At 56.9% G+C, this 25342-nt stretch carries 17 protein-coding genes; 5 read left to right on the forward strand and 12 right to left on the reverse strand.

The features are described 5' to 3' along the window. Positions 1–106 precede the first annotated feature (106 nt). On the forward strand, positions 107–646 hold the full coding sequence (locus tag F0320_RS20455) for a GNAT family N-acetyltransferase (RefSeq protein ID WP_126330571.1): 540 nt from the start codon (positions 107–109) through the stop codon (positions 644–646). Between the two features lie 200 nt (positions 647–846). On the opposite strand, the gene F0320_RS20460 is transcribed toward F0320_RS20455, so the two are convergent. Then, positions 847–1605: an SDR family NAD(P)-dependent oxidoreductase gene (locus F0320_RS20460; protein ID WP_047652944.1), complete on the reverse strand. Its 759-nt coding sequence runs from the start codon at positions 1603–1605 to the stop codon at positions 847–849. A gap of 119 nt (positions 1606–1724) precedes the next feature. On the opposite strand from F0320_RS20460, the gene F0320_RS20465 reads away from it, so the two are divergent. The 3 genes from F0320_RS20465 to F0320_RS20475 all read left to right on the forward strand — a co-directional run bounded on the left by F0320_RS20465 (position 1725) and on the right by F0320_RS20475 (position 5283). Continuing rightward, the gene (locus F0320_RS20465; protein WP_047652945.1) at positions 1725–2624 is read left to right on the forward strand and encodes a LysR family transcriptional regulator; all 900 of its coding nucleotides are present in this window, start codon (positions 1725–1727) and stop codon (positions 2622–2624) included. 50 nt (positions 2625–2674) lie between these two features. Then, positions 2675–3700: an inner membrane protein YhjD gene (gene yhjD, locus F0320_RS20470; RefSeq protein WP_047652969.1), complete on the forward strand. Its 1026-nt coding sequence runs from the start codon at positions 2675–2677 to the stop codon at positions 3698–3700. Between the two features lie 260 nt (positions 3701–3960). Next, on the forward strand, positions 3961–5283 hold the full coding sequence (locus tag F0320_RS20475; RefSeq protein ID WP_023309582.1) for an MFS transporter: 1323 nt from the start codon (positions 3961–3963) through the stop codon (positions 5281–5283). A 41-nt stretch (positions 5284–5324) separates the two neighbouring features. Here F0320_RS20475 and F0320_RS20480 read toward each other — a convergent pair whose 3' ends face one another. Together F0320_RS20480 and pdeH are read right to left on the reverse strand one after the other, a co-directional pair. Further along, positions 5325–7367, reverse strand: coding sequence for an AsmA family protein (locus F0320_RS20480; protein WP_126330569.1), 2043 nt, complete (start codon positions 7365–7367; stop codon positions 5325–5327). A gap of 65 nt (positions 7368–7432) precedes the next feature. Beyond that, positions 7433–8206, reverse strand: a complete 774-nt coding sequence (gene pdeH / locus F0320_RS20485; RefSeq protein ID WP_047652948.1) for a cyclic-guanylate-specific phosphodiesterase — start codon at positions 8204–8206, stop codon at positions 7433–7435. A 229-nt stretch (positions 8207–8435) separates the two neighbouring features. Here pdeH and F0320_RS20490 point away from each other — a divergent pair, with 229 nt between their 5' ends. Beyond that, positions 8436–9365, forward strand: a complete 930-nt coding sequence (locus tag F0320_RS20490; protein ID WP_047652949.1) for a sugar kinase — start codon at positions 8436–8438, stop codon at positions 9363–9365. Positions 9366–9428: 63 nt separating this feature from the next. Here F0320_RS20490 and F0320_RS20495 read toward each other — a convergent pair whose 3' ends face one another. From F0320_RS20495 to bcsR, 9 genes are all read right to left on the reverse strand, one after another. Continuing rightward, positions 9429–10922 (reverse strand): M16 family metallopeptidase, encoded by a 1494-nt coding sequence (locus F0320_RS20495; protein ID WP_047173984.1) that lies wholly within the window; start codon positions 10920–10922, stop codon positions 9429–9431. 226 nt (positions 10923–11148) lie between these two features. Then, positions 11149–12435 (reverse strand): dicarboxylate/amino acid:cation symporter, encoded by a 1287-nt coding sequence (locus tag F0320_RS20500; RefSeq protein WP_126330567.1) that lies wholly within the window; start codon positions 12433–12435, stop codon positions 11149–11151. Positions 12436–12594: 159 nt separating this feature from the next. After that, positions 12595–14601 (reverse strand): biofilm formation regulator HmsP, encoded by a 2007-nt coding sequence (gene hmsP, locus F0320_RS20505; RefSeq protein WP_126330565.1) that lies wholly within the window; start codon positions 14599–14601, stop codon positions 12595–12597. A gap of 119 nt (positions 14602–14720) precedes the next feature. Then, on the reverse strand, positions 14721–18203 hold the full coding sequence (bcsC, locus tag F0320_RS20510; protein ID WP_126330563.1) for a cellulose synthase complex outer membrane protein BcsC: 3483 nt from the start codon (positions 18201–18203) through the stop codon (positions 14721–14723). Next, positions 18185–19291 (reverse strand): cellulose synthase complex periplasmic endoglucanase BcsZ, encoded by a 1107-nt coding sequence (gene bcsZ, locus F0320_RS20515; protein WP_126330684.1) that lies wholly within the window; start codon positions 19289–19291, stop codon positions 18185–18187. Before bcsZ ends, bcsC begins: the two co-directional genes overlap by 19 nt. A 6-nt stretch (positions 19292–19297) precedes the next feature. Further along, positions 19298–21718 (reverse strand): cellulose biosynthesis cyclic di-GMP-binding regulatory protein BcsB, encoded by a 2421-nt coding sequence (gene bcsB, locus F0320_RS20520; RefSeq protein ID WP_126330561.1) that lies wholly within the window; start codon positions 21716–21718, stop codon positions 19298–19300. Between the two features lie 10 nt (positions 21719–21728). Continuing rightward, positions 21729–24344 (reverse strand): UDP-forming cellulose synthase catalytic subunit, encoded by a 2616-nt coding sequence (gene bcsA / locus F0320_RS20525; RefSeq protein ID WP_029740462.1) that lies wholly within the window; start codon positions 24342–24344, stop codon positions 21729–21731. Continuing rightward, positions 24341–25093 carry a cellulose biosynthesis protein BcsQ gene (gene bcsQ / locus F0320_RS20530; protein ID WP_047652955.1) on the reverse strand — a complete coding sequence of 251 codons (753 nt, stop codon included), beginning with the start codon at positions 25091–25093 and terminating at the stop codon, positions 24341–24343. Before bcsQ ends, bcsA begins: the two co-directional genes overlap by 4 nt. Positions 25094–25104: 11 nt before the next feature. Then, entirely contained in the window at positions 25105–25293 is a 189-nt protein-coding gene (gene bcsR, locus F0320_RS20535; RefSeq protein WP_008503237.1) for a cellulose biosynthesis protein BcsR, read from the reverse strand. Positions 25294–25342 lie beyond the last annotated feature (49 nt).

Consider the following 25342-nt stretch of genomic DNA (forward strand, 5'->3'; position numbering starts at 1 on the left):
AAACGCCCTTTATTCTTTTTATTTATACGCGGTTAACCATACCTGACTTTCTGTTGAAATAAAGTGACAACCCTAAAATGATTTAAAATGTTTCAGGAGAATCCGAATGCCGGTTTTAATTACCTCTCGCCTGACCTGTTCGCCCCTGCAGGAACAAGACTGGCCCTTTTTTCTGGCGCTACAGCAGCACCCGGACGTGATGCGATTTGTGGCGGAAGACCGCCCCGTCGCGGCGATCCGCGAGGCGTTTGATTCGCGCCTGACCCCATGGGCACCGGGCAGCGCGCACTGGCTTTGTCTCGTCGTACGTGACACCGCCTCACAGGGCCCGCTGGGCGTTACCGGCTATATTCATCGGGAGGAGGACTGCGCAGAAGTGGGCTTCCTTTTCGCCCCCGAGGCGCAGGGGAAAGGTTACGGCTTTGAAACCCTGAAAGCGCTTTGCGATTACGCTTTTCATCAGGGCGGTATACGGCGACTCACCGCCACCGTCACCGCGGGAAATGTCGCTTCAAGACGCCTGCTGGAAAAAGCCCACTTTCGCCTGGAAGGGGAATTACGCGAGAGCTATTATCTTGCGGGGCGCTGGCAAAATGACTGGCTATTTGGTTTATTACAGCAGGAATACCTGAATAATAATTCCTGACCAACCGCTTTTTAGCAGATATTCCCCGGACATCGTTTCCTCTTTGGTGTCGCTATTAAGAGGAAACGAATATCAAACGTCATTTGCTGGAAATATTTTCTGCGGCCATTGCGTTAATAAAAAAACATCAGGGTCTTTCTCTGGCGAAATATTGTGATTAAGGGTCTCCTTAAGAGGATCCTTCCCCTTAAGCCCGTACATCACAGGAACATACCGCCAGAGACTTCAATACGTTGCGCATTCATCCAGCCCAGCTTATCGCTGAGCAGTGCCGCAATGGCATCGCCGATATCGTCCGGCAAACCCACCCGTCCCAGCGCCGTCTGCGACGCCAGCATCTGATTCAGCTCCGCGTTGTCGCGCACGCGTCCGCCGCCAAAGTCTGTTTCTATCGCGCCAGGCGCAATGATATTGACGGAAATGCCGCGCGCGCCCAGCTCTTTCGCCTGATAACGCGTCAGCACTTCCATCGCCCCCTTCATCGCCGCGTAGGTCCCTGAACCCGGCTGGGTAAAACGGGCCAGCCCGCTGGAGACGTTGAGGATCCGTCCCCCGTCGTTAAGCAGCGGCAGCAGGCGCTGGGTCAGGAAGAAAGGTCCTTTGAAATGAATGTTCAGCGCTTCATCAAACTGGGCTTCCGTCGTGTCGGCATAGGGCGCGTATAAACCCGTTCCGGCATTGTTCAATAAATAGTCAAAGGTTTCGCGCTGCCAGACGGTCTTAAGGGTTTCCTGAAGCTGTCGGGCAAAATGATCAAAACTCGTGATATCCCCGACGTTGAGCTGTAATGCCGCTGCGTTGACGCCTTTTTGCTGAATTTCATGCACAACATCCAGCGCTTCCTGCTGGCTACGGTTGTATGTCAGGACAATTCCCGTGCCGTCTGCCGCCAGCTTTAACGCAGCGTTTTTGCCCAGACCACGGCTACCACCCGTCACTAATGCGATACGTTCACTCATCATAAACCTCGTTTTGGCTGTTAAGGAGATTGAGAAAGAGCTTATTAGGTGATAGAAAATCAATAAAGATGGGTTAAAACGCTTCACTGTTTCAGCAGAAACAACAATGAGCTTCCTCTATGGATAAAATTCACGCAATGCAGTTGTTCGTCCGCGTCGCGGAACTGGAGAGTTTTTCCCGCGCGGCCGAAACGTTAACCCTGCCGAAAGGCAGCGTCTCGCGGCAAATTCAGGCCCTGGAAAACCGGCTTGGCACCCAGCTATTGCACCGCACCACGCGACGCGTCAGCCTGACGCAGGACGGCATGGTCTATTACGAGCGGGCCAAAGATCTGCTGGCAAACCTTGATGAACTCGACGGCATGTTTCAGCACGATCCCTCCAGCATCAGCGGTCGGCTCCGCGTGGATATGCCCGTCGGCGTTGCTCGAAATTTAGTCATCCCCAAACTGCCTGCTTTTCTGCAGCACTATCCGGGCATTGAACTTGAGCTCAGCAGCAGCGATCGTCTTGTGGATGTGATCCGCGAAGGGTTTGATTGCGTGGTGCGCGTCGGCACGCTTAAGGATTCAGGGCTGATTGCCCGTCCGCTGGGCAAGCTATCGGTGATTAACTGCGCCAGCCCGGATTATCTGGCGCGTTTTGGCTATCCGGAAACCCTGGACGATTTAGGCTCGCACGCCGTCATTCATTACACCGCTACGCTGGGAACACGCCCCCAGGGTTTTGAGTTTTATAACGGCAGTGCAACGCAGTGGATAAAAACGGGCGGGGTCTTAACCGTCAACAGCACGGAAACTTACCAGGCTGCCTGTCTCGCCGGGCTGGGCATTATTCAGGTGCCGCGGGTTGGTGTGCGCGATTTACTGCGCGCGAAGAAGCTGATTGAGATCCTCCCGCAATACCGGGCCGAACCGATGCCTGTTTCCCTGATTTACCCCCACCGCCGCAACCTCTCCCGCCGGGTCCATCTGTTCATGGAGTGGCTAACTGAACTCACAAAAGCTTACGTGGACTAGCCGCAAGCTATAATTCAAAAACATCCAGCCAAACGAAAAGGAAAATGCGCGTGACGCCGGAAAACAATCCGCAACGACCGACTCAACATTTAGAGTATGACCCCATCAAAAAGATGGAGACCGGGCCCGAAGAGGCCAAAACGCCAGGCACCGCCAGCAAAGCGCTGGGGACCGTCACCGGTATCGCCGCGAGAATTCAGCAGCTTCCCATGATTGCGCACCTGATACGCGCCACAGAACGGTTTAATGACCGCATGGGGAACCAGTTTGGTGCCGCCATCACCTATTTTTCCTTCCTGTCGATGATACCAATCCTGATGGTGTCGTTTGCGGCAGCCGGTTTTGTGCTCGCGTCGCACCCGACGCTACTGCAGGATATCTTCAATAAGATCCTGAATAACGTCAGTGACCCGACCCTTGCCAGCACGCTCAAAAGCACCATCAATACCGCCGTTCAGCAGCGTACCACCGTGGGTATTGTCGGTTTGCTGATTGCCCTTTACTCCGGCGTTAACTGGATGGGCAACCTGCGCGAGGCCATTCGCGCCCAGTCGCGCGACGTCTGGGAGCGTAAGCCGCAGGACCAGGAGAAAATATGGGTTAAGTATCTCCGCGATTTTGTTTCGCTGATTGGCCTGCTCGTCGCGCTGATCGTGACGCTTTCCATTACCTCCGTGGCGGGCTCGGCGCAGCAGATGATCATCTCCGCGCTTTACCTTGATTACATCGAATGGCTGAAGCCCGCCTGGCGCGGCATTGGGCTGGCCATTTCCATCTTCGCCAACTACCTGCTGTTCTTCTGGATCTTCTGGCGCTTGCCGCGCCATCGTCCGCGCAAGAAGGCGCTGCTCCGCGGCACGTTGATTGCGGCGATCGGCTTTGAGGTGATCAAAATCGTGATGACCTACACGCTACCGTCGCTGGTGAAATCCCCTTCCGGCGCGGCGTTTGGCTCGGTGCTGGGGCTGATGGCCTTCTTCTACTTCTTCGCCCGCCTGACCCTGTTCTGCGCGGCATGGATTGCCACCGCCGAGTACAAAGGCGACACGCGAATGCCGGGCAAAACGCACCGCTAGCCCCGCTCTCGGGCTGAAATTTCAGCCCGATTCTTCATTTCAGCATATAAATCCAGCCCGTAACTTTTATTTAACCGAAAACCAGTTTAATTGACCAATATTTAAAATCTGTGAAGCATTTCATAGACGTGTTTTCGCTGGTCTGAAAATTATCCGCTTTTTGTTGTTTTTATCACCAGCCCGCGGCTTTGTTACAGATTGAAATGTCGCTTTTGCTGTGCGTAATATGGCCTTTCGTTCGACAAAAATAAGAAAATATTATGCAAGCAACCGCCACCACACTCGACTCAGGAACGGAAAACGTTCCGGTAAACTCGCGCAATAAAGTCGTCGTCGCATCGCTGATTGGCACCGCCATTGAGTTCTTCGACTTTTATATTTATGCCACCGCCGCGGTCATCGTCTTCCCGCATATTTTCTTCCCGCAGGGCGATCCGACGGCGGCCACGCTGCAGTCTCTGGCGACTTTTGCTATCGCGTTTGTTGCGCGTCCGATTGGCTCTGCGCTGTTTGGACACTTTGGCGATCGCATTGGCCGAAAAGTCACCCTGGTGGCCTCGCTGCTGACGATGGGCATCTCCACCGTAGCCATCGGTCTGCTGCCGACCTATGAAACCATCGGCATTCTGGCGCCGGTCCTGCTGGCGCTGGCGCGTTTTGGTCAGGGTCTGGGGCTGGGCGGTGAATGGGGCGGCGCGGCGCTGCTGGCCACCGAGAACGCCCCGGCGCGCAAGCGCGCGCTGTACGGTTCATTCCCGCAGCTGGGCGCTCCGATTGGCTTCTTCTTTGCCAACGGGACGTTCCTGCTGCTCTCCTGGCTGCTGACGGATGAACAGTTCATGAGCTGGGGCTGGCGTCTCCCGTTTATCTTCTCAGCCGTGCTGGTGCTGATTGGCCTGTACGTGCGCGTTTCGCTGCATGAGACGCCTGTTTTCGCGAAAGTGGCCGCGGCGAACAAGCAGGTGAAAGTGCCGCTGGGTACGCTGCTGACCAAACACGTCCGCGTGACCGTACTGGGCACGTTCATCATGCTGGCAACCTATACGCTTTTCTACATTATGACCGTCTACTCCATGACGTTCAGTACCGCCGCCGCGCCGGTTGGCCTGGGCCTGCCGCGTAACGAAGTGCTGTGGATGCTGATGATGGCGGTGATCGGGTTTGGTGTGATGGTACCGATTGCGGGCCTGCTGGCGGATAAATTCGGTCGTCGTGCGAGCATGATTACGATCACCACGCTCATCATTCTGTTTGCTCTGTTCGTCTTCCCGCCGCTGCTGGGTTCAGGTAGCCCGGCGCTGGTGATGGCCTATCTGCTGATTGGCCTGAGCCTGATGGGGCTGACCTTCGGCCCGATGGGCGCGCTGCTGCCCGAGCTGTTCCCGACGGAAGTACGTTATACCGGTGCGTCATTCTCCTACAACGTTGCCTCTATTCTGGGCGCGTCCGTTGCGCCGTATATCGCCACCTGGCTGCAGGCGAACTATGGTCTGTTCTATGTGGGGGTCTATCTGGCGGCAATGGCGGCGCTGACGCTGATTGCGCTGCTGCTGACGCACGAAACTAAGCACCAGGCTCTGTAATTCACTGCGGCCTGACGCCCCTCTCCCACAGGGAGAGGGAGCTACTTCTTCATCTGCGACAAAATAGTCCGGCACTGATTGGCCTCGCCTTCTGACGGTGAAATCAACGCCAGTAGGGCTGCGGCTGGGGTGACCAGCGTCGCCAGTGCCGCAGCCACCGCACCGCGCGCAATCAGCGGTCCGGGCTTCACGCCCGCCTGCGGGTTTTTGAAGGTTCCGCGCACGTAAAGCGGCGAGCGCAGGGTGATGATGCGGATCCCCTTACTTTCCGGGTCAATCGTCAGATCAAGCTGCTCCGAGGCCATGCTGGCGGTACCGGTTACGTTAATCACCGCGTTTTCCGTGTCGAAGGCAAATATCTGCGGACGCGCCACGCCGTTAACCAGATCCAGATTGGCCGCCGCGCAGTTCACCCGCACCTCGTCATCACCGAAGATTTGCCCGATGACGTAGTTACCCACGTTCAGCCCCAGGATCTCCATCAGGTTTCGGCTCACCAGCCCGTCGTTCATCAGCAGCTTCAGGTTACCATTGCCGCTGCCCAGCAGCGCCGCCACCGAGTTCCCCACGCCGCGAATGTCGGCATCACCATTCATTTCACCGAGGGTTTTCTGCATCAGCTCTACGTTCGGCATCAGCTCTTTCAGCTTCAATCGACGCGCCTGGATCTCCGCCCGCCCCTGCATCGGCTTCTTATCGCCTTCCAGATGAATGTTCGAAGAAATCGTCCCACCCGCCATGCCGAACTTCAGCGGCTGCAGGCGCAGGTCGGCGTTTTTGAGGAGGATATGGGTCGAAAGATTGCTGATCGGCAGCGTACTGCCATGTTCAATTTTTCCGCCTTTGAAGCGCACATCCGCATCCATCACGTTCCATTTGTCGGTTTCGAAGCGATCGTATGGCAGCACTTTGCCGGCAGGCTGAACATCCTTTTTGACCTCTTTCGACTTTGTGCCTTTGCCTGAGTCCACGCCAATCAGCGGACCCAGATCGGCCAGGCGCAGCTGACGGGACTCCACATCCCCTTCCAGTTTCGGGCGCGGTTTTCCGGTGGTGTAGGTCAGCGTGCCGTGGATATCGCTGTCGCCGATCCGGCCGTTGAAATCCCGGTAGTCAAAAACGGACGCTTTTTCAGTATCGATTTTGGCGACCAGATGCCCGTCCGTTTCGAACGGCGGGGTATCCGGTAGCAGCACGCCGGTCAGTTCATACAGCTCGCCCAGCGAATCGCCTGCAAATTTAAGCTGAAGGTCGACGCCCCCCATATTCATCGGGTCGTTGACCGTGCCCACGAACGCCACGCGGGTGTTACCGGAACGGAAGTCCGCCTGCACCGGGAACGGCGTGCCTTCGCTCCGAAGCGCCAGCATGCCGCCGATTTTCCCTTTACCGCTGAGAGGCTGATCGTTATATCGTCCTTTTGCCGTCAGGCCGAAGACATAGTCACCCACGCTTGCCGCGTCACCTTTCGCTTTCCTGCCCGTGACCTCGCTAAACGGCAGCGGTTTGCCCAGCGGATCGACCAGGATCTCCACGTCCGCCTTGCTGACCTTATCGTCGATGGCGATCCGCCCGCGATCGAAAAGAATATTGTCGAGACGGAATGACCAGGAAGAAGGCTGGGCATTCGGATCTTTTTCGCTGTCGCTGGCAAGGTTAAACGTCCAGTTGTTGTTTTTTTCTGAAAGTCGGATCAGACGCGCATCGGGCTGCTGAAGTTTGATCCACGGCAGATAGACCGTTTTGGTGAGGAGCGCTAACGGAGCCAGCGTGGCTTCAACCCGCGGCAGGTGGATCATGGTGACGTCCGGGATATCCGGCGGGTTGCCGAGAATGATGTCGTCGGCATGGACGTGTGGCCAGGGGATCCAGCTTCGCCAGCCTGGCTCCTCTTTCTGACGCTCCCACACCACCCCTAAATCACCGCGTATGGCGAAGGGGCGGTTCAGTTCGGTTGAGACTTTCTGGTTGATGGTCGGCTTGAGACGGTTCCAGTCAAACGTCGCAATAATGATGGCTACGACCACGATCAACAACAAGAAAATCCCTGCTGTCCAGGAGATTACCCTGGTTGTTCTCGTCATTTTTATCCCCTTTCCTGATGACCTGTCCTGTAAAACTATAGTCCAGACAAAGGGAAGCGGGCTTATCAGAGGGTCATTATCACGCTATCGAGGCGATCCATGGGTACCGGGCGGGAGAGATAATAGCCTTGCGCCGCCGCTGCGGGAGAGTTTTGCACATCACGCCACTCTTCCAGTGTTTCCACACCTTCAACAATCACGCCCTGGCAATAGCGGTTCATCAGCTGTAATAGCAGCGTAAACAGATTCCGCCCTTCCGGGGTTTGACGCAGCATAATGAACAGGTCGCGGGCCACTTTAATGTAGTCGTAGCGCACTTCACTCAGGGCGGAGAAGTTCGCCATGCCGGTGCCAAAGTCATCCAGCCACAGCGGGCCGTATTCGCATATCGACGCAAACGAGGAATCCTGCGGCAGGCGGACATGCTCCACCAGCTCAAAGCGCATCCACGGAAGAGTGGCGATCAGCTCCTGCAATTTTGCGTTCTGACGCAGCGCCAGCAGGGTTGGACCATCGACGTTCACCGAGGCGAGGATATCGTGCTGTTCGAAAAAGGGCTGCTTCGTCGCCAGCATACGAAGCTGCTCTTCCAGCACGTCCAGACGCTGGCGAACGGCAACTTCGGCAAAATAGCGATCCGGCGGGATGCGCTGAGTAGGGTTTGTGGGGTGCGTAACGACGGTTAATATTTCAATTGCCATCAGTCGACCATCTGTTCGGTAAATCGGCTGATAGGTGTACGCACGCTCACATTGCAGCCAGTAGCGATGCTCCTGCAAGTTCTCAATACTTGCCTCAGGCGTAGTGCTCAGCCGCTGGATAACCTGCTCTGACTTCATTTCAGATGTCCTGTTGTTGGGATAGCCTTTCTGGACTCGTCACAGGATTATCGGCGCGACAATTGAGAACTTTATGTTCAATTCACCGGGAAAATGAAATTAAGATGACAGAAATGCGCGGTAACACGCGCTGGCTCAAATAAAATAATGGAACGTTGTTTTAATATAGTTGACCGGTTAATTCACTCAGCGCACACTGCTGATAATTCTTCTGTTCAGGTTAACGATTATGTCCAAAAAAATTGCCGTGATTGGCGAATGCATGATTGAGCTGTCGCAAAAAGGCGCGGAAGTCAGCCGCGGATTTGGTGGCGATACGTTAAACACCTCGGTTTACATTGCCCGTCAGGTTGCACCTGAGGCGCTCACCGTGAACTACGTGACCGCCCTGGGCACGGACAGCTTCAGCCAGCAAATGCTGGAGGCCTGGCAGAGTGAACATGTTGAAACGTCGCTGATTCAGCGTATGGAGAACCGCCTCCCGGGGCTTTATTACATCGAAACCGACAGCACCGGCGAACGCACGTTTTATTACTGGCGTAACGAGGCTGCGGCCAAATTCTGGCTGGAGAGCGACGCGGCCGCGGCCATCTGCGAAGAGCTGGCGACCTTTGACTACCTCTATCTGAGCGGGATTAGCCTGGCGATTTTAAGCCCCACCAGCCGTGAAAAGCTGCTCTCGCTTCTGCGCGAATGCCGGGCAAACGGCGGCAAGGTTATTTTCGATAACAACTACCGCCCGCGCCTGTGGACCAGCCGCGAAGAGACGCAGCAGGTCTACCAACAGATGCTGCAGTGCACCGATATCGCCTTCCTGACGCTCGACGATGAAGACGCCCTGTGGGGTGAGAAACCGGTAGAGGACGTGATTGCACGCACGCAGGCGGCAGGCGTGAGCGAAGTGGTGATTAAGCGTGGTGCAGATTCGTGCCTGGTCGCGGTGGCGGGCGAAGCGCTGGTTGACGTTCCGGCAGTGAAGCTTGCCAAAGAGAAAGTGATTGATACCACGGCGGCCGGTGATTCATTCAGCGCGGGTTATCTGGCGGTACGTCTGACGGGTGGAACGCCGGAAGCGGCGGCACAGCGTGGGCACCTGACGGCCAGCACGGTGATTCAGTATCGCGGGGCGATTATTCCGCGCGAGGCGATGCCTGTTTAAGGAGGGTGCGGGCTGATGCCCTCACCTTAACCCTCTCCCACAGGGAGAGGGAACGTTTAAGCATTACTGCCCCTGCGGAATATCCGTCGCGTCCGGATGTAAATCATCAGCCGTGGCGGCCTGCGCGGGCTGCGGCGCGGTAGCCATAATGGAATCCCAGGTCTTCTGAAGTTCCTTCATGTCATATTCCGGCTCGCCCTTCGGCTGCAGGAGGATCAACGCCATCTCCTGCGACAGCTGCTGACGGAGGTCCTGATTGAGCATATCGACGGTCAGACCGTTCAGGAAGTCCTGACGAAGCTTCTGGTACTGTTCCGGCGCAATGTCCACCACCTGATTCTGCAGGGAACGAATACGCTGGCTGATCAGAATGTCGGTATCGGCGCGAGCGTAGGTCGCAAACAGCTTCTGCAGCTCGAGTTTTTTCTGCGCCACGAGAGCGTTGAATTCCTCTTCGGAAAGCCCTTCTTTACGCACTTTTGCCAGCTCTTTTGCGACCACGCCCAGATTGGCATTCAGCTTATCGCCCGGCGATTCAACGTTGATGGCACACTGCGCACGCTGGAACAGCACGCGGCAGTCAAAGCCAAGACCGATATTCTTCACGTTGTTCTTGCTCAGCGTCTGCTGAACGTGCCAGAACAGCGCTTCACGCGCCAGATCGGCACGCCAGTAGCGCAACATCGCCGCGGACTCGCGGATGGGCTGCCAGGCGTTATCCCACATGACGGAGAGGCGATCCTGACGCACGGCGTCCGTCATAATGCTGACAGGCTCTGCACGCAGCGGAGAGAGCGTCGGGACAGGGGCTGGCGTTTCACGCTTGCCTTTCAAATCACCAAACGCTTTGTTGATCTGCTCCACCACCGCGCGGCTGTCCACGTTACCCACCACGATCAGCGTCATCGCATCCGGGGTGTACCACTTCTGGTAGAACGATTTGACCTGTTCGGCATCCACCGGCTGTTTCAGCGGTTCGGCCGGGTCATGTCCCAGTAGCGTCGAGCCCTTCAGGCGGTAACGCCACCAGCCCTCTTTGGTATCCCCGGGCCAGGTCGCCACCATGTCGCTGTTGCTCAACGCATAGTTGACGGTGTCCGGCGTAATCGCCAGATTGCCAGAGGCATCGGAGAGATACGTAAGCGCTTCTTTAAGCAGATCGTTACGGTTATTAGGCAGGCTCAGGTTAAACATGGTGTAGTCATACGAGACCACAGCCGGAGGAAGTGGGCGTTTCGGATCGATGGCCTGCTGCCAAAGCGAACGCACCTGAACCGCTTGCAGGCTGCCGCTCTGCGTGAGCGCCAGCCGGGGAATAAAATGGCTAAAACCGGTTTGCTGGGTGCTTTCCGTGAGGGAACCGGTATTAATGGACAGACGGATTTCTACACGGTCACTGGGACGTTGCGGCGTGGCTAACACCTGCCACTGAAAACCGTTCGCTAAGGTCCCTTGTTGCCAGGCCGGGTCTGGCTGGAGCGCATCTGCCTGCACATAACTGGCTGCTGCCATCATCAGCAAACCGCCGGTTAAGAGTCGAATTTTTGTGCCCTGCATGTGAACCCCTGATCAACATTCCTGGTTAAAAAGAGTGTTTCGCGACGCGCTTCACTCTTAAAGATGACGATGAAAACACGTCGATTAGACCGCGCGTTCGGCAAAACGTCACGGTCCGAAGTGAAATATACCCAAAAAAAATCTTGTCGAATTATGACAGGTACGAACAGTTATTATGCGCAGGAGCCCGCATCCCGACAAGGGAATACGGGCATTTGTGACAAGATTAAGAGGTTAAGCCAGGATTTTTGCTGTCAGATGAACGATTATTCAGAGTATCGTCGAGCTTTTTGTGATCCAGCTCTTTCACCCATTTCGCCACCACCACCGTTGCCACGCCGTTACCCACCAGGTTGGTTAACGCACGCGCCTCTGACATGAAGCGGTCGATACCGAGAATCAACGCCAGACCCGCCACCGGCAGGTGACCCACAGCGGAAATGGTGGCAGCCAGCACGATAAAGCCACTGCCCGTCACGCCTGCCGCGCCTTTAGAGGAGAGCAGGAGCACCACCAGCAGGGTAATCTGATGGAAAATATCCATATGGCTGTTAGTCGCCTGAGCGATAAACACGGCCGCCATCGTCAGGTATATCGAGGTGCCGTCCAGGTTGAAGGAGTAGCCCGTCGGGATCACCAGCCCGACCACCGACTTACGGCACCCCAGCTTTTCCATCTTGTCGAGCATACGCGGCAGCGCCGATTCTGAAGAGGATGTCCCCAGAACGATCAGCAGCTCTTCGCGAATGTAACGGATAAATTTGAAGATGTTGAAACCCGTCGCGCGGGCGATGGAGCCCAGCACCACCACCACGAAAAGGATACAGGTGATATAGAAGCAGATAATCAGCTGACCCAGCTGCACCAGCGTACCGACGCCATACTTACCGATGGTGAAGGCCATCGCACCGAAAGCACCGATCGGCGCCAGGCGCATGATCATATTGATGATGCCGAAAATCACCTGCGAGAAGCTTTCGATCACATTAAAGATAAGCTGGCCTTTGCTGCCCAGACGGTGCAGAGCAAAGCCAAACATCACGGCGAACAGCAGCACCTGCAGGATGTTACCGCTGGCGAAGGCGCCAATCACGCTGCCCGGTATCACGTCCAGCAGGAAGGCCACCACGCCCTGATCCTTCGCCTGCTCGGCATACACCGCGACCGCTTTGGCATCAAGCGTTGACGGGTCTACGTTCATCCCCGCGCCCGGCTGCACCACGTTGACGATGATCAGACCGATAATCAGCGCAAGGGTACTGACCACTTCAAAATAGAGAAGCGCCACTGCACCGGTACGGCCGACCGCCTTCATGCTTTCCATGCCAGCGATGCCCGTCACGACGGTACAGAAGATCACCGGCGCGATGACCATTTTGATGAGCTTAACGAACGCGTCGCCAAGCGGTTTCATTTGCGCGCCCAGCTCAGGGTAATAGTGACCCAGCAGAATACCGATGGCGATGGCTGTCAGGACCTGGAAATAAAGACTTTTGAAGAGTGAGGTTTTCATAAGGTGTCCTTGGGAAGAAAAACCACAGGTTTTGCAAGGTTATGGTTAACCTGCGGCTTTAAAATAACACCCACATAACAGGACAGAAATAAACTCAGTTCAAATTTGAAACACAAATGTTAAGAACTTTGAGCTGGCTCGCACAAGCCAGCAACAAAATTACACTTTTGCGTTATTGTCAGCACCAGAAAGGTATCGTTCTTCAAAGACATCCGAAGGTACAGCAGGGGCAAAAAGGAAGCCTTGTCCGCTCTCCACGCCCGCCTCTGCCAGCCAGGCGCGTTGCGCTTCAGTTTCAATTCCCTCGGCAATAAGATGCAGGTTGAGGCTGCGCGCCATCTGGATAATCGCCTGCACCATGCTGCTGTCGCCCGGCAGACCGTCGACAAACGCTTTATCAATTTTGAGCACATCCACCGGAAGGGTTTTCATGTGCTGAAGCTGACGCAGCCCGGCGTATCCCATGCCGAAATCGTCAAGCGCAATGCGGATGCCGGCATTACGCAGCGGTTTCAGGATCGCGACCGCCTGATTAGGGTCGTCGATGCGTCGGCTCTCCGTCACTTCCAGAGTTAACGTATCAGGCTTGATTCGGTAACGATGGATCAGCTCCAGCATCTCTGAAACCATGGTTGGATGCATAAGCTGCAGGGCAGACAAATTGACCGACAGCGGCAGCGTCACGCCGCGCTCCTGCCAGGCGGCAAGCTGACGACAGGACTCCTCCAGCACCCAGTAGCCGACGGTAACCATCAGGCCGCAGTATTCAATGCGCTCAATCAGCCCTTCCGGCAGCTCCCATGAACCATCCGGCTGCTGCACGCGCAGCAGTGCCTCGGCGCTTTTCACTTCTCCCGTCAGCAAATTCACCTGCGGCTGTAGCCAGAGGGCAAACTGGCGGTTATCCAGTGCGGTCAGGATGTCGCTCTCTTCCGTCAGACGCTGCTGCGCCTTTTCCATCTCTTCTGGCGCAAAGAACTGGATCTGATTTTTGCCTTTGCGCCGGGCGGTGAACGCCGCCGAGAACGCGCGATGATAAAGCTGCTCTGCCGTTAAATCGCCATAGTACATCGCAATACCGATACTGGCGCTTGGACGCAGTTGGATACCCTGAATGGGCAACCGCTCATTAATGACAGTGAGTACTTGCTGACCTAACGTGATCGCATGCCAGGGTTCTTTTACGCCGTTGGCAATCACCACCAGGTCGTAACCGCTGACCTGAGTCAGCACCATGCGCGGGGCAAGGACAGATTTGATCTTTTCCACCAGAGTCAGCAGCAGCATTTCGCGCTGGCTCTCCTTGAGCACGCCAGCCGTGTCCTGCAGGGTTTCGCAGGCGATAACCATCAGCGCCGTGGTTTGCTGGCGCTCAACGGTTTGCTCCAGCATCGCCATCAGGAAGGCTTTATTGGGAAGCTCCGACACCGGGAAGCGCGTGGCGCTGTTGTTTAACTCATCCTGCTGGCGCTGGATGCGCTGCTGGTTGAGGTTGTAGCTGCGCACCAGCATGCCTATCTCATCGTCATGATGCAGACGCGGGAGCTCAAGCTGATGTCCCATCTGATCCTGCGGCGCAAGCGTATTCAGCTCGCGGGCGATACGGCGCAGCGGATGAACAATCAGCCGGTTAATGCACCAGGTGAGCGCCACGCTGAGAATAAGCGTCATAAGTAAGCAAGTGGTCACTAACGTAACCACCCAACTCATGACGAATTTATACATCCGGTAGGAGTCCGCCTGTAATACCAGATAGGCCAGCGGCTGCGGATTGGCAGGGCGTTCAAGCGAATATACGGGCAGTGAAATCTGCACCGGAAGTTCAAACAGGCGCATCACCATCATCGGGACGGGACGCTCCGGGATAAAGCTCATCCGCAGCGCCTGAAACTGGTTGGGCAAGACCACATCGGCGCGGCTAACGACGCCGGCAGGCTGAATGCGTTTTAAAATGGTTTCCGCTTCGGGAATATCCCCTTTCAGGATAGAGGCAGAGAGCGGGCCGCGCACCGAGCGCGCGATACTTTCTAACTGCGAAGCCGTGTTATAGCGATTCTGCTGTACGGAATGAAACAGCAAAATTACGCAGAAGAGCAGTACAAACAGCATGGTGACGGCAGAAACCATCGCCATCTGTTTGATTGTTAAGGAACGGCTGACACGCAAAATGACTCTCCACAAAACTCGAAGCGCAGGGCGCGCCAGGGTGTAAACCTGGCGCGCCTGAGTATACCCGATTGCCGCGCTATTAAGAGAGACTTACAAATGGATTAAGGAAAATCCGATTACCAGTCCGCGTAAGGGATGAGCGGCTGCGGCGGTAAGTCCATATCGCCCTGCCAGCCTGCAGCAGAGTAACGCACATAGATCAGCGCATGGCTTGGGGTATAGTCTTTCGCCTCCTGAATATCCACGCCCATGCCCACAAACCAGTTGGACGTGACGCGGCGTTCGATAATGGCCCGCGCGGTATAACCCGTGCCTGAGGAGCTGCTGCCGGTTTCCATCGCGCCCCGGTCGGTATAGCGGTCTGGCTCATCGGTCGGGATCAGATTCTGAATCGGGTAGCGCAGCTCGTCTTTGGTTTTGGAATGAGACCAGGAGACCGAGCCACCCAGCTCCCAGGACCAGTTCTCCGTGCGTTTACGCCAGGTTACCGGCAGTGCGAAGGAGACATACTCCTGCGGGCTGTAGTAGCCGCCCTGACCCAGGGTATAACCGCTCAGGTCTTTGTCGTAGTGCCAGAGCATATTGGAAACGCCGACCGTCAGGCGCTCATTGTTTTTATTAATGAGCTTGTAGTAGTAACCCGTCATCCAGCGGACGCGCCAGTTATCTTCCACATTTTTACCCGTCAGCGTTTCCGCGTTCAGGCTTGACCAGACGCCGTTCGCTTCCCCTTTGTCATAGCTCATGCTTACGCCGCCACCGGTGGCACGTACGCCGCCCCAGGTGGTGCCGGTGTTAGTATCTTTTTGCCCGGCGAACGCCAGCAGGGAGCTGGAGATTGGGCGGCGATGGGCGTTAACGGTATAGCCGATGGGGCCCAGATCGCTGCTGTAGCTGATACCGCCCACCACGTCGACGACGTCAAAGCCCATTGGCGTAGTGCCAATATCCATCGCCCAGGTTTTATTCTGCCAGCCGACGGCAACGCTTGCGCCATTGTCGGACTGATGGGTGTTGCCGCTACACGGCGTTTCGTAGCAGGTCCCCCATTTTGGATCGTAAGTCCCGTTATTGTTATCAAATGAACCGGCGTCCATGTTGACCAGATCGCTTCTGAAGAACATGCGCCCGTCAGACAACGGGGCATCCACCTGCAGCATGGTGGTGTGCGCTTTCAGGTCCGAATAACCGCCCGTGCCGCTGGAGCCCCAGTAATCGTGCTGCAGCGTGACGTTAACATCCTGCTGACGGTACAAGTCACCGGCATCACTGCGCACGCCGCGCTTCAGCCAGTCGTCTTTTTCATCATTTCGCGTCAGCCGGGTGAAGCTGTCGTTGTCGGCCGGACGGGTCGTCGTGACGCCGGACGACACCATCGCGTCTTTATAGGTTTCCAGCGCCTGCTGAGGCTGACCGTTTTGCGCCTGGAAACGCGCGGCATCACGTAACACCAGCGCGTTTTCCATGGAGCCGGGCTGCGATTTAGCCTGCGGAATGATGTTGTTGAAGGTCTGTTCTGCGGCAGCGGAATCGCCCAGACCTGCCTGCGCCATCGCGATCCGGCGCTGCATGTTGAGCGACAGCGGCTGGCCGTTTTGCGCGGCGGGAAGTTTCGCCAGTTCCGCGCGCGCTGCGTCTTTGTCACCCTGCGCGCTATAAATCTCGGTCAGGCCGAGGATCGCATCTTCGTTCTGCGGTTCACGCTGCAGGACAGCGCTGTACGTCGTTTTCGCCGACGCCAGATCGCCACGCTGCTGCGCCCAATCCGCCAGCGTCAGGTCGATGCGGGTGGAGGTCGGCTGCTGACGCAGAAGGTTTTCCGCATCCTGCTCTTTGCCGCTGTCGCGCAGACGGTTGGCGGTTTCCAGCACCTGGTTGCTTTGCAGACGGTCGGCAAGCTCCTGAATATTGCCGTTCCACTGGCTGCGCGGCAGCGTGCCCAGATGCGCCAGCGCGGCGCGGTCCTGATCGTTGCCGGAAAGATAGAGCCCGTTGGCGTACACCTGATCCGGGTCGGACGGTTTCTGGCTGGCAAGCTGACGCATCAGGGTATCCGCCTGGCTGCGCTGACCCGCGCTGTAGAGATCGCGCGAGAGACGATAGGTTATCCACACGTCGCCGAGAGAGAGCGCCAGACGACGACGCTGGATTTCTGCCGCCTGGGCGTATTTCCCCTGATTCTCCAGCTGTTCGGCCTGAGCGGAGAGCTGCTCGTTGGTCAGGCTGCGTTCAATATCATCAATGCTCCGGCGCTGGCTGGCGGAGAGAGACTGGATAAACTGCGAGGCCTTCTCCGGGGACTGCGCGCGATAAATATTGGCCAGGCCGCGGACCGCATTGCTGTTGCCGCTGTCCATACGCAGCGCCTGGCGATAGTAACGCTCCGCCGCGTCGTTATCTTTACGCGCCGCGGCGGCATCGCCCAGCCCCAGCACGGCATAACTGTCGGTATTGTCGATACTGCGCGCCTGCTGATAGTAACGCTCCGCCTGCGCAGGGTTATTCGCCTTCAGGGCAGCATCGCCCTGCTGGATCAGCAGCCAGTAACGGTTAACCTTGAGCAAACTGTCCCATTTACCCCGGTTATCGCTCTGGGGATCGAGGGCAATCGCCTTTTCAAACTGCGCCACCGCGCGAGCGCGGTCGCCTTTCTGGGAATAAGCCTGGCCGAGGGCACCCACCGCTTCACTGTCGGCATGGTTGGCGCTGACGGCTTTTTGCAGTTCCGCGACCGCCTTACTCCCCTGCCCGGCATCCACCGCCGCCAGCCCTTCCGCTTTCGCGCGGAACGCCGGGTCAGCGAGCTGTTTTTGCTGTTCTTCGAGCTGGGCACGCGCCGCCGCGACGCTATCCCCGTCACTGAATACGCTCAGGTATTTTTGCAGCGCGCTGACGCTGGCGCTGCTGGCAGGCTGGCCTTTGATTTGGTCATACCACATATCAGACGCCTGGCTGCGCCCATTGGTCGATTTAGCCATCTCCTGCAATACCGCAAAGCCTTCATCACGGCGTCCGCTCTGGAACAAAAGCTGGGACAGCGTTGCCTGCAGCTGCGTATTTCCGGGGCTGCTGGTATTTATTTTCTTGAGCTGGCTAATGGCTGCATTCCGGCGAGCGGGGTCTTTCGCTACGACGTTCCAGTATTCCGTCGCCACGTCGCCGCCCGGCGGGTTGCCGTCAAACAGCTTGTCATAAGCTGCAATCGCCTCCTGCGTGTGTCCCGTGGTGGCGAGCAATCGCGCCTGCTGGAGCTGCTGGCGGCCATCCGGAGTAGAAAGCAGCATGGTGTTGCGTGAGGACTGGTACGCACTCGAACCCGGGGCGATCCCTTTCAGACGATCCAGCTCTTTTTGCGCACCGGCGTTATCGCCCTGGCGCAGCAGGTAGCGAAAGCGTGCGGCAATGACGTCAGGATTGTTCGGGTCAATCAGCTCCAGACGATAAAGCGACTGACGAACCAAATCCTCACGCTGCGTCGATTCGCCCAGCCGAACCTGTTCCAGCAGCTGTTTCTGCTGCGGAGAGTTGGCGGCCTGGGCCCACGGCATAAGCGCCAGGCCAAGCGATAAAGTGAGTAGATTTATTGTGAACTTGCGCATTCCTGGCCCCAATCCGGTATTAATTCACCTTTTGCGGTGAAGCGAAAACGATGCTGATCCCATCCTTGCCCAAAGAGAGTCAGCACGTAGCTGTAATAGGCATTATTATCGGGAAAATGGTCCGCAACGCGCTGGCGCTGAACCGCCTGGGCATCACGTTGTTGTAAAAACGGCAGCATGGCGGCAGAGAACCCGACCGGACCATTCCCGGTGCGTTTACCCGTCGCCACATCCACTTTCTCCGGCGGCACACCCCGTTTCATTGTCTTTGCCGCCATCGGCTGGAAGCGCGTCAGCAGCCGGGCTTTCTGAGGATCTTTATCACTCATCATCCCCACCCAGAGATAAACGCGGATGGCGTCGTAGCCGCCCACCAGCGATTTATCCTGCTGTAACCGCCAGCCTTTGTTTTTCTGATACTGAACCCAGTCCGGCGAAAACCCTTTCGGCGCGCTCTCCAGCAGCAGACGCTGATTGGTTTCACGAAGCTGGGTCCACGGGGGACCAAAGCGCGTGAAATAACTCGCTAGCTGCGGAGGAAGATAGCTGGGGTTAAAACGCCAGACGTTTTCATCGGCAAAGCCGACTTTACCGGGAAGCAGCATTGCGCCGAGCCCCGGCACTTTCACCACTTCCTCGCTGACAATGCGTTTCAGCAGCGCCTTACCCGTGCGGGTATAGTCCGGATGTTTCCACAACCGGCCCGCTTCGAGCAGTGACCAGGCGATCCAGACATCGGCGTCTGAGGCGGAGTTGGTATCAATCACCGCCCACGTCTCTTTATCTTTCTGGCCCCATAGCCAGGCGGGCAGATGGTCGTTGAGATTGCCGCCGGCAAGATTATCGCGCGTCCAGGTCAGCAGCTGGTCAAACGCGCTGCGATCGTTCGCCGCCAGGGCAAAGAACAGGGCGTAGCTTTGCCCTTCCGAGGTCGTAATTTTGCGCGTGTCGCTGGGATCAACGACACGCCCGCCCTCACTGATGTAATCCTTTTTAAACTGCTCCCAGGCAGGCCAGGTACAGGCGGCGCGAAGAGGAAGCGCCGCCAGCATCACTGCTGCTAATACACACCAGCGAAAGGCTTTCATCACATCTTACTCATCCGGGTTCAGACGACGACGGCTGATGATTCGCAGCAGACGCCACAGCACCCATGCCAGCAGGACCACGCTGACCGCCGCCAGGATAGCGAGCAGAACCGGATGGTTAGCCAGCGCATACCACAGGCGTTCGAACCACGGCAGATGGCCCACGTAGTACACGTCGCCCACGCGCAGGCTATTGACGCCGGACTCACGGATCACCGACACGGAGCCAAACATCGCGGCACGTTTACCGCTGTCGTTCATGGCCGTATTGAGCAGTTCATACCCGCGCGGGCTGTCCGCCAGAAGAGCCACCACGCTACGCTGTTCGTTGTAAGGTGACTGGAAGCCCACCACTGCGGCCATTGCCCCCTGAGACGTTACCGTCGTCTGCGCGCTGGCCTGACGGTCGTTCATATCCGGCATAATGCTCGGGAACTCGGTCTGACGCAGCGGCGTGTTAACCCAGGACTGGGCCGCTTTCACCAGCAGGTCGATACGTTTGTCATCCTTCAGCTTATCCGGAATGGTACCGATCACCATGATATCAGCGTCTTTGTTCTGGATCTGGCTGCCATCGTCCGTCAACGTGACGTTAATCGCCGGTAATCCCGTCTGTCCCCCAACGGTCGCCATGGTATCCAGCAGGGTCGTGACCTGCCCTTCGCTCGGCGCTTTTGGCATCACAACGATGGACTCAGAGAGATCGGCCATGCGGCTGAACGGGAAGCCCGCGTTAGCAAAGGCGCGCAGGTCCGGCATCGCCAGGAAGTGATAGTACTTCGAGAAGTCGATGGTCGACTCATCGCCAATCACGACGTGGTTCTGTACGGGCTGGAAGGTGATGCAGTTTTCCACCGAACCGCCAGGCGTCGGGTTCATGTACTGGAAGTCAAAGCGCAGCTGGTTTATCGCGCCAAGCTTCAGTGCCGGAATGGAGACATCCGTTTTACCGTCCAGCAGCCCCTGCAACACCGGCAGGCGAAGCATCAGGCGGTTAGTATCCTGCGTGCTTTGCAGGCTGAACGATTGCAGGAACTGGTTGTTCAGGCTGATATCCATGCGCGAGCTGTCTTTGGTCGCCGGCGCGGTATAACGGTAGTTCAGATTGATATCAATGCCGTTGGTACGCAGCAGATACAGATCCGGCGGCAGATTCAGTGACAGGCTAATCGGCGCAGGCTCAAGCCCCGTCGCCTGCAGCTGTTCTTCATAAGTTTTCAGCTCGCCAAATGTCACCGCACGGTCGGTACGCACCCAGTTTGGCGCATCATAAGGTTTACGCGCCAGCAGCGGTTTGACCTCATCCACTACAACGCTGTTGCCGCGGAAAAGGACGTTACCCTGGGCAATGGCTTTTGCTGCCTGCACCAGATCTTTATCATCACGGCCAAAGACCACCAGCAGCTTCACGTACGGGTTTTCCGGGTGGCTAATCATCTCAACGGTCGGCGCTTTAACGTCCGGATGATCGCGCAGGAAGGCCGGGCGTTTGGCGTTGGTCGCAAACACAATCGCATTTCTGTCCGGCAGTTTGTCATACATCGCCGGGAAGCTCTGACCACGCCAGCCCGCACGTGAACCAAACCAGGACGCCACAATGGTGGCCGCCAGCTGCTCGGTCACGTCCGGGGACGATGCAAACACCATCGGCAGCGTGAGCGGACGGTTATCACGCGGATCGAAGAACGGAACCGGGAATGCCGAGAGATCGTTTTTCAGCGCCAGCGACTGGTAGGTCATCTGCAGCGAGGAGTTACGCCCGACATCCATCCACAGCGTGTTGCTGGCCGGATTTTCGCAGACATCGCGGTAGTGGCCGACAAACTCCAGGCGGATGCGGTTAAAGTCGGTGATGAACAGCGGGTTGATCGGCACCTGAGCCTGGGTTTTCTTGCCCAGCTGCTCTTTCGTGACCGGCAGAACGTCCATCAGCTCGTCATTCAGGTAAACCTTCAGCTGAGACTGCGTCGGCAGCAGCGACGGTGACGGCGTGTATTCCAGGTTCAGCACCGCATTAGAGACGACCTCATCGCTGCGCATGCCAAACTCAATGCCGCCGTTAGGGTTGATGCCGCGCAGCACCATGCTGCCCGGAGGCGGCGCAATTTGCGCGAAGGTCAGCTTCACGTCCCGCGACGGCGCGTTGTCCGCGACGACGGGCGCATTCGCCCCCCGGACGCCCGGCATTACCTGCCCTATGACCTGGCCGTCTGCCGGCAGGGTGTTCCCCTCCATTGGCTGGTTCGGCATGATATTTTCTGTTTGACCAGGTGCCGCGGTGACAACCGGATCGGTTGCTTGCGCGACGACAGGTACCGTTGGCGCAGGCGTTGCCGCTGCGTTACCCGGGGCTGCGTTAGCCATTGTTGCGGGGAGGACATTCATCCCCATTGCCACTGCACATAACCAGGAAAGTTTTGTTTTCATCGCGTTATCATCATTGTTGAGCCATAACCGGGTCCGCCTGCTTCGCCTCATCCCGCTCAGGACGACGAGGAATGAACGACACGACCCAGGAAACCAGCGAAGTAAGTGACCGGAAAATTAATTTCACCGACGACGGGGCAAATTCTGCAAGGTGACGATAGCCACGGAACCCCAGCTTCAGAATATCCAGCAGGCTTTCCAGAGGTTTATCTTCCGGGAAGCTGTCCTGCCAGAGAGCCCACGTGTCCGCGCGGGCAAACGTACACTGCACAAAATCGATATGTTGCTTTTTGGTCAACGGCATCAGCTGCAGGCCGACTTCATTGCCCGCCACGCGCACAACCTGCGTCGGGAAGACATACTCCTGCTGGCCGCGCTTAAGCAGCAGGTTAACTTTCTGGCCTTCCAGCACCTTCGCCTGGCCGTTGATTTTGATCCCCAGACCACCGTCAGAGAAGTCGTGCACGGTACAGGAGAAGAGATGGCCATCTTCACGGGCGATCGCCGCAGGCATGCAGATTTCCACGCGATGCGCGCGACGAACCTGTTTGCTCTCCACCGACACCGCCACCGCGCCGCCGAGGATAATCAGGTTGTAGAAGACCCAGGCCATACTCACGAATACGGTCAGGATTTCGTTTTCCGGGCCGTAGAAGTAACGCCAGATACCGGCGATGACGCCAACGATATTCAGCAGCACCAGGAAGATATACGGCCGGGAGATCACCCAGTCGACGTACTCTTCTTCCACCAGGCCGCCCTTGGCGGTGACGTTAAATTTCCCTTTGTGCGGGTTAATCAGCGCCACCATCGTCGGCGGCGCGATGTACCAGGCCAGCACCGTTTCGTAGATTTCACTCCAGAAGGAGTGGCGGTATTTACCCTGTATCTTCGAGTTCGTCAGGCTCGCGTGGATCATATGCGGCAGAACAAACAGCGCAATCATCAGCGCCGGGGCGTAAATGATATAAGCGTGAAGGAGCAGGAACGCCAGCGGCGCGGTCAGGAAGATCAGCCGCGGGATACCGGATAAGAAGTGGAACATGGCGTTGACGTAGCAGAGACGTTGCGCCAGCTTGAGCCCTTTCCCAATCAGTGGGTTATCGAGACGGAAAATCTGCACCATGCCGCGCGCCCAGCGAATACGCTGACCAATGTGCGCCGACAGAGACTCCGTTGCCAGACCGGCAGCCTGCGGAATACGCATATACGCCGAGGTATAGCCACGACGGTGCAGGCGCAAAGAGGTGTGCGCATCTTCAGTGACCGTTTCGACGGCGATACCGCCAATTTCATCCAGCGGCTTACGGCGGATAACCGCACACGAGCCGCAGAAGAAGGTGGCGTCCCACATGTCGTTTCCGTCCTGCACCAGGCCATAGAACAGCGTGCCTTCGTTCGGGGTCTTACGGAAACGGCCAAGGTTACGTTCAAACGGGTCCGGGGAGAAGAAGTGGTGCGGCGTCTGCATCATCGCCAGCTCTTTCTCCTTCAGGAACCAGCCCATGGTCATCTGCAGGAACGAGCGCGTCGGCACGTGGTCGCAGTCAAAGATCGAGACAAACTCCCCGGTAGCATACTTCAACGCGTTGTTGATGTTCCCTGCCTTAGCGTGTTCATGCGTCGGACGGGCGATGTATTCGACGCCGACCTCCTCCGCGAACTGGCGGAACGCCGGACGGTTGCCGTCATCCAGGATCCAGACCTTGAGCTTGTCTTTCGGCCAGTCGATGCCCAGCGCGGCATAAATGGTGTTTTTCACCACGCTCAAATCTTCGTTGTAGGTCGGTACAAAGAGATCAACAGACGGCCACTGCGCGGTGTCTTTTGGCAGAGGAACGGGCTGGCGGTTGAGCGGCCAAATGACCTGGAAATAGCCCAGCACCAGCACGATCCAGGCGTAGGTTTCGGCAAACAGTAGCACCAGACCGCATACCAGGCTGACCGGGTCGTCCCAGTTCAGGGTTGAGGTATAGCGCCACCAGATGTAGCGACAGGAGACGGTCAGCGACAACACGATCAGCATCAGCGCCGAGAAGCGGCCCGGAATACGGCGGACCAGCAGCGCCACGCCCCACAGCAGGATCAGGAAGGTGAACTGCGCCAGAGGGTTGAAAGGTTGCGTAATACAGACCAGCGCCAGAATGAGCGAGAACACGACGATCACGCCGAGGATAAAACGCCGCAGGCCCGGGTGAAGATGCCCGAGCTCTTTATGATTATCCAGATGGCTGGTCTTATCGCTTACGCTGTTGGGCAGTCTGTCCAGCCACTGGTGGTAGCGCTCACGTAACTGCTGGACGCGGGAGAAGCTGCGCCAGTGCGGCGTTATTTTCTCTGAGCGGGATGACGTGACCACCAGCCAGATAGCCTGAATGAGATAACGTGCTGGATCTAAAGGACGCGGCCGGTTGGGATTGATGTGCGGATATAGCTCACTGTGCCGGGCACGTATGCGCTGCCAGCGCGGGTGTTCGAGTGGAATAAACATCCAGGCCAGAATCATCCAAAAACAACCGAGCGCGGCGCTAAATGCCGAAGCACCGTGCCGGCGGAAATGCCGGTAATGTTCGCTCAAACGCGAACTCACCGGCGGGATGAGTAACCAGCTGGCGAGACGACTCATACATCACTCCCTGCATGCTCCGCCCGGTTGGCGAAGTTCAGCAGACACCAGTTAGCCAGCGTCAGAATCTCTTCTGCAGCCAGTGAATCGCTGCGGTACTCGCCAAGCGGTTGCTTAGACGCAAGGCATTCCGCCATTCCCTCATCACGATGAATGACAATAGGAAGCAGACGGCGCTGGCTTTGCAGCCACACCTGATACAGATCGTCCTGGATCTGGCTGCCAATGCGCAAATCGTTTATCAGAAGGTGAGCGTTCTGAGGCAGCCCCTGCTGATGCAGGCGGATATGGCAGTTCGCATCGACGTTGACGATGGAAAGTATATGATCGCACTGGGCGATAAGCTGTCGGGTCAGCGTGCCGGCGCCGTGCGGAAGATCCAGCAGGATCCACTTGTAGTGCCCCTTTTCTTTCAGGGTTTGCAGCGCAAGCGTGAACTGCGAAAACAGGCGCTGATACGCGGCTTCATTCTCGCGTTCCGTGGTGGTCAGTTGACCAAACGGCAGCAGATCGAGCTGGGAGGTATAGCGCATCCCTGCATCCTGCCAGTTTTTATCATCAAGCAGCGCGCGGGCCCAGCCCTCTTCGCGAGAAAAGTCGACGTTAAACGACATACGCAACAAATTATCGGCGCAGGCGTCAATAACCAGCACCGATTCACCTAAAAGTTGTAATGACCACGCCAGCGCCGCGGTAACTGATGTGGTACCCACACCGCCACGGACACCCTGTAATCCGAGTATGGCCATCAATGGCTCCCTTATTGTTGATGGGCGAATTCAGCTAATAACGGCCAGCGTTTAATAGCCGCGGCCAACTGTTCCCGCTGGGAAATATCGGTGTAATCTATTTCAGGTAAAGAAAAGGCCTGCGTCAGCGCCAGAAAATCGTTTTGGAATGTGTAACCCAGAGTCGAGTCGACTGGGGTTCCAGGTTCGTTATTATCCATTCTTTTTCCATCCCTTTTAAGGAAAATCGCACGCTAAAGAAGTTGCGGG

It is taken from the genome of Enterobacter dykesii, assembly GCF_008364625.2.
GTDB lineage: Bacteria > Pseudomonadota > Gammaproteobacteria > Enterobacterales > Enterobacteriaceae > Enterobacter > Enterobacter dykesii.

Coding starts and splice junctions, on each gene's coding strand:
- F0320_RS20455 (WP_126330571.1), top strand. CDS start 107: ATGCCGGTTTTAATTACCTCTCGCCTGACCTGTTCGCCCCTGCAGGAA.
- F0320_RS20460 (WP_047652944.1), bottom strand. CDS start 1,605: ATGAGTGAACGTATCGCATTAGTGACGGGTGGTAGCCGTGGTCTGGGC.
- F0320_RS20465 (WP_047652945.1), top strand. CDS start 1,725: ATGGATAAAATTCACGCAATGCAGTTGTTCGTCCGCGTCGCGGAACTG.
- F0320_RS20475 (WP_023309582.1), top strand. CDS start 3,961: ATGCAAGCAACCGCCACCACACTCGACTCAGGAACGGAAAACGTTCCG.
- F0320_RS20480 (WP_126330569.1), bottom strand. CDS start 7,367: ATGACGAGAACAACCAGGGTAATCTCCTGGACAGCAGGGATTTTCTTG.
- pdeH (WP_047652948.1), bottom strand. CDS start 8,206: ATGAAGTCAGAGCAGGTTATCCAGCGGCTGAGCACTACGCCTGAGGCA.
- F0320_RS20490 (WP_047652949.1), top strand. CDS start 8,436: ATGTCCAAAAAAATTGCCGTGATTGGCGAATGCATGATTGAGCTGTCG.
- F0320_RS20495 (WP_047173984.1), bottom strand. CDS start 10,922: ATGCAGGGCACAAAAATTCGACTCTTAACCGGCGGTTTGCTGATGATG.
- F0320_RS20500 (WP_126330567.1), bottom strand. CDS start 12,435: ATGAAAACCTCACTCTTCAAAAGTCTTTATTTCCAGGTCCTGACAGCC.
- bcsC (WP_126330563.1), bottom strand. CDS start 18,203: ATGCGCAAGTTCACAATAAATCTACTCACTTTATCGCTTGGCCTGGCG.
- bcsZ (WP_126330684.1), bottom strand. CDS start 19,291: ATGAAAGCCTTTCGCTGGTGTGTATTAGCAGCAGTGATGCTGGCGGCG.
- bcsB (WP_126330561.1), bottom strand. CDS start 21,718: ATGAAAACAAAACTTTCCTGGTTATGTGCAGTGGCAATGGGGATGAAT.
- bcsA (WP_029740462.1), bottom strand. CDS start 24,344: ATGAGTCGTCTCGCCAGCTGGTTACTCATCCCGCCGGTGAGTTCGCGT.
- bcsQ (WP_047652955.1), bottom strand. CDS start 25,093: ATGGCCATACTCGGATTACAGGGTGTCCGTGGCGGTGTGGGTACCACA.
- bcsR (WP_008503237.1), bottom strand. CDS start 25,293: ATGGATAATAACGAACCTGGAACCCCAGTCGACTCGACTCTGGGTTAC.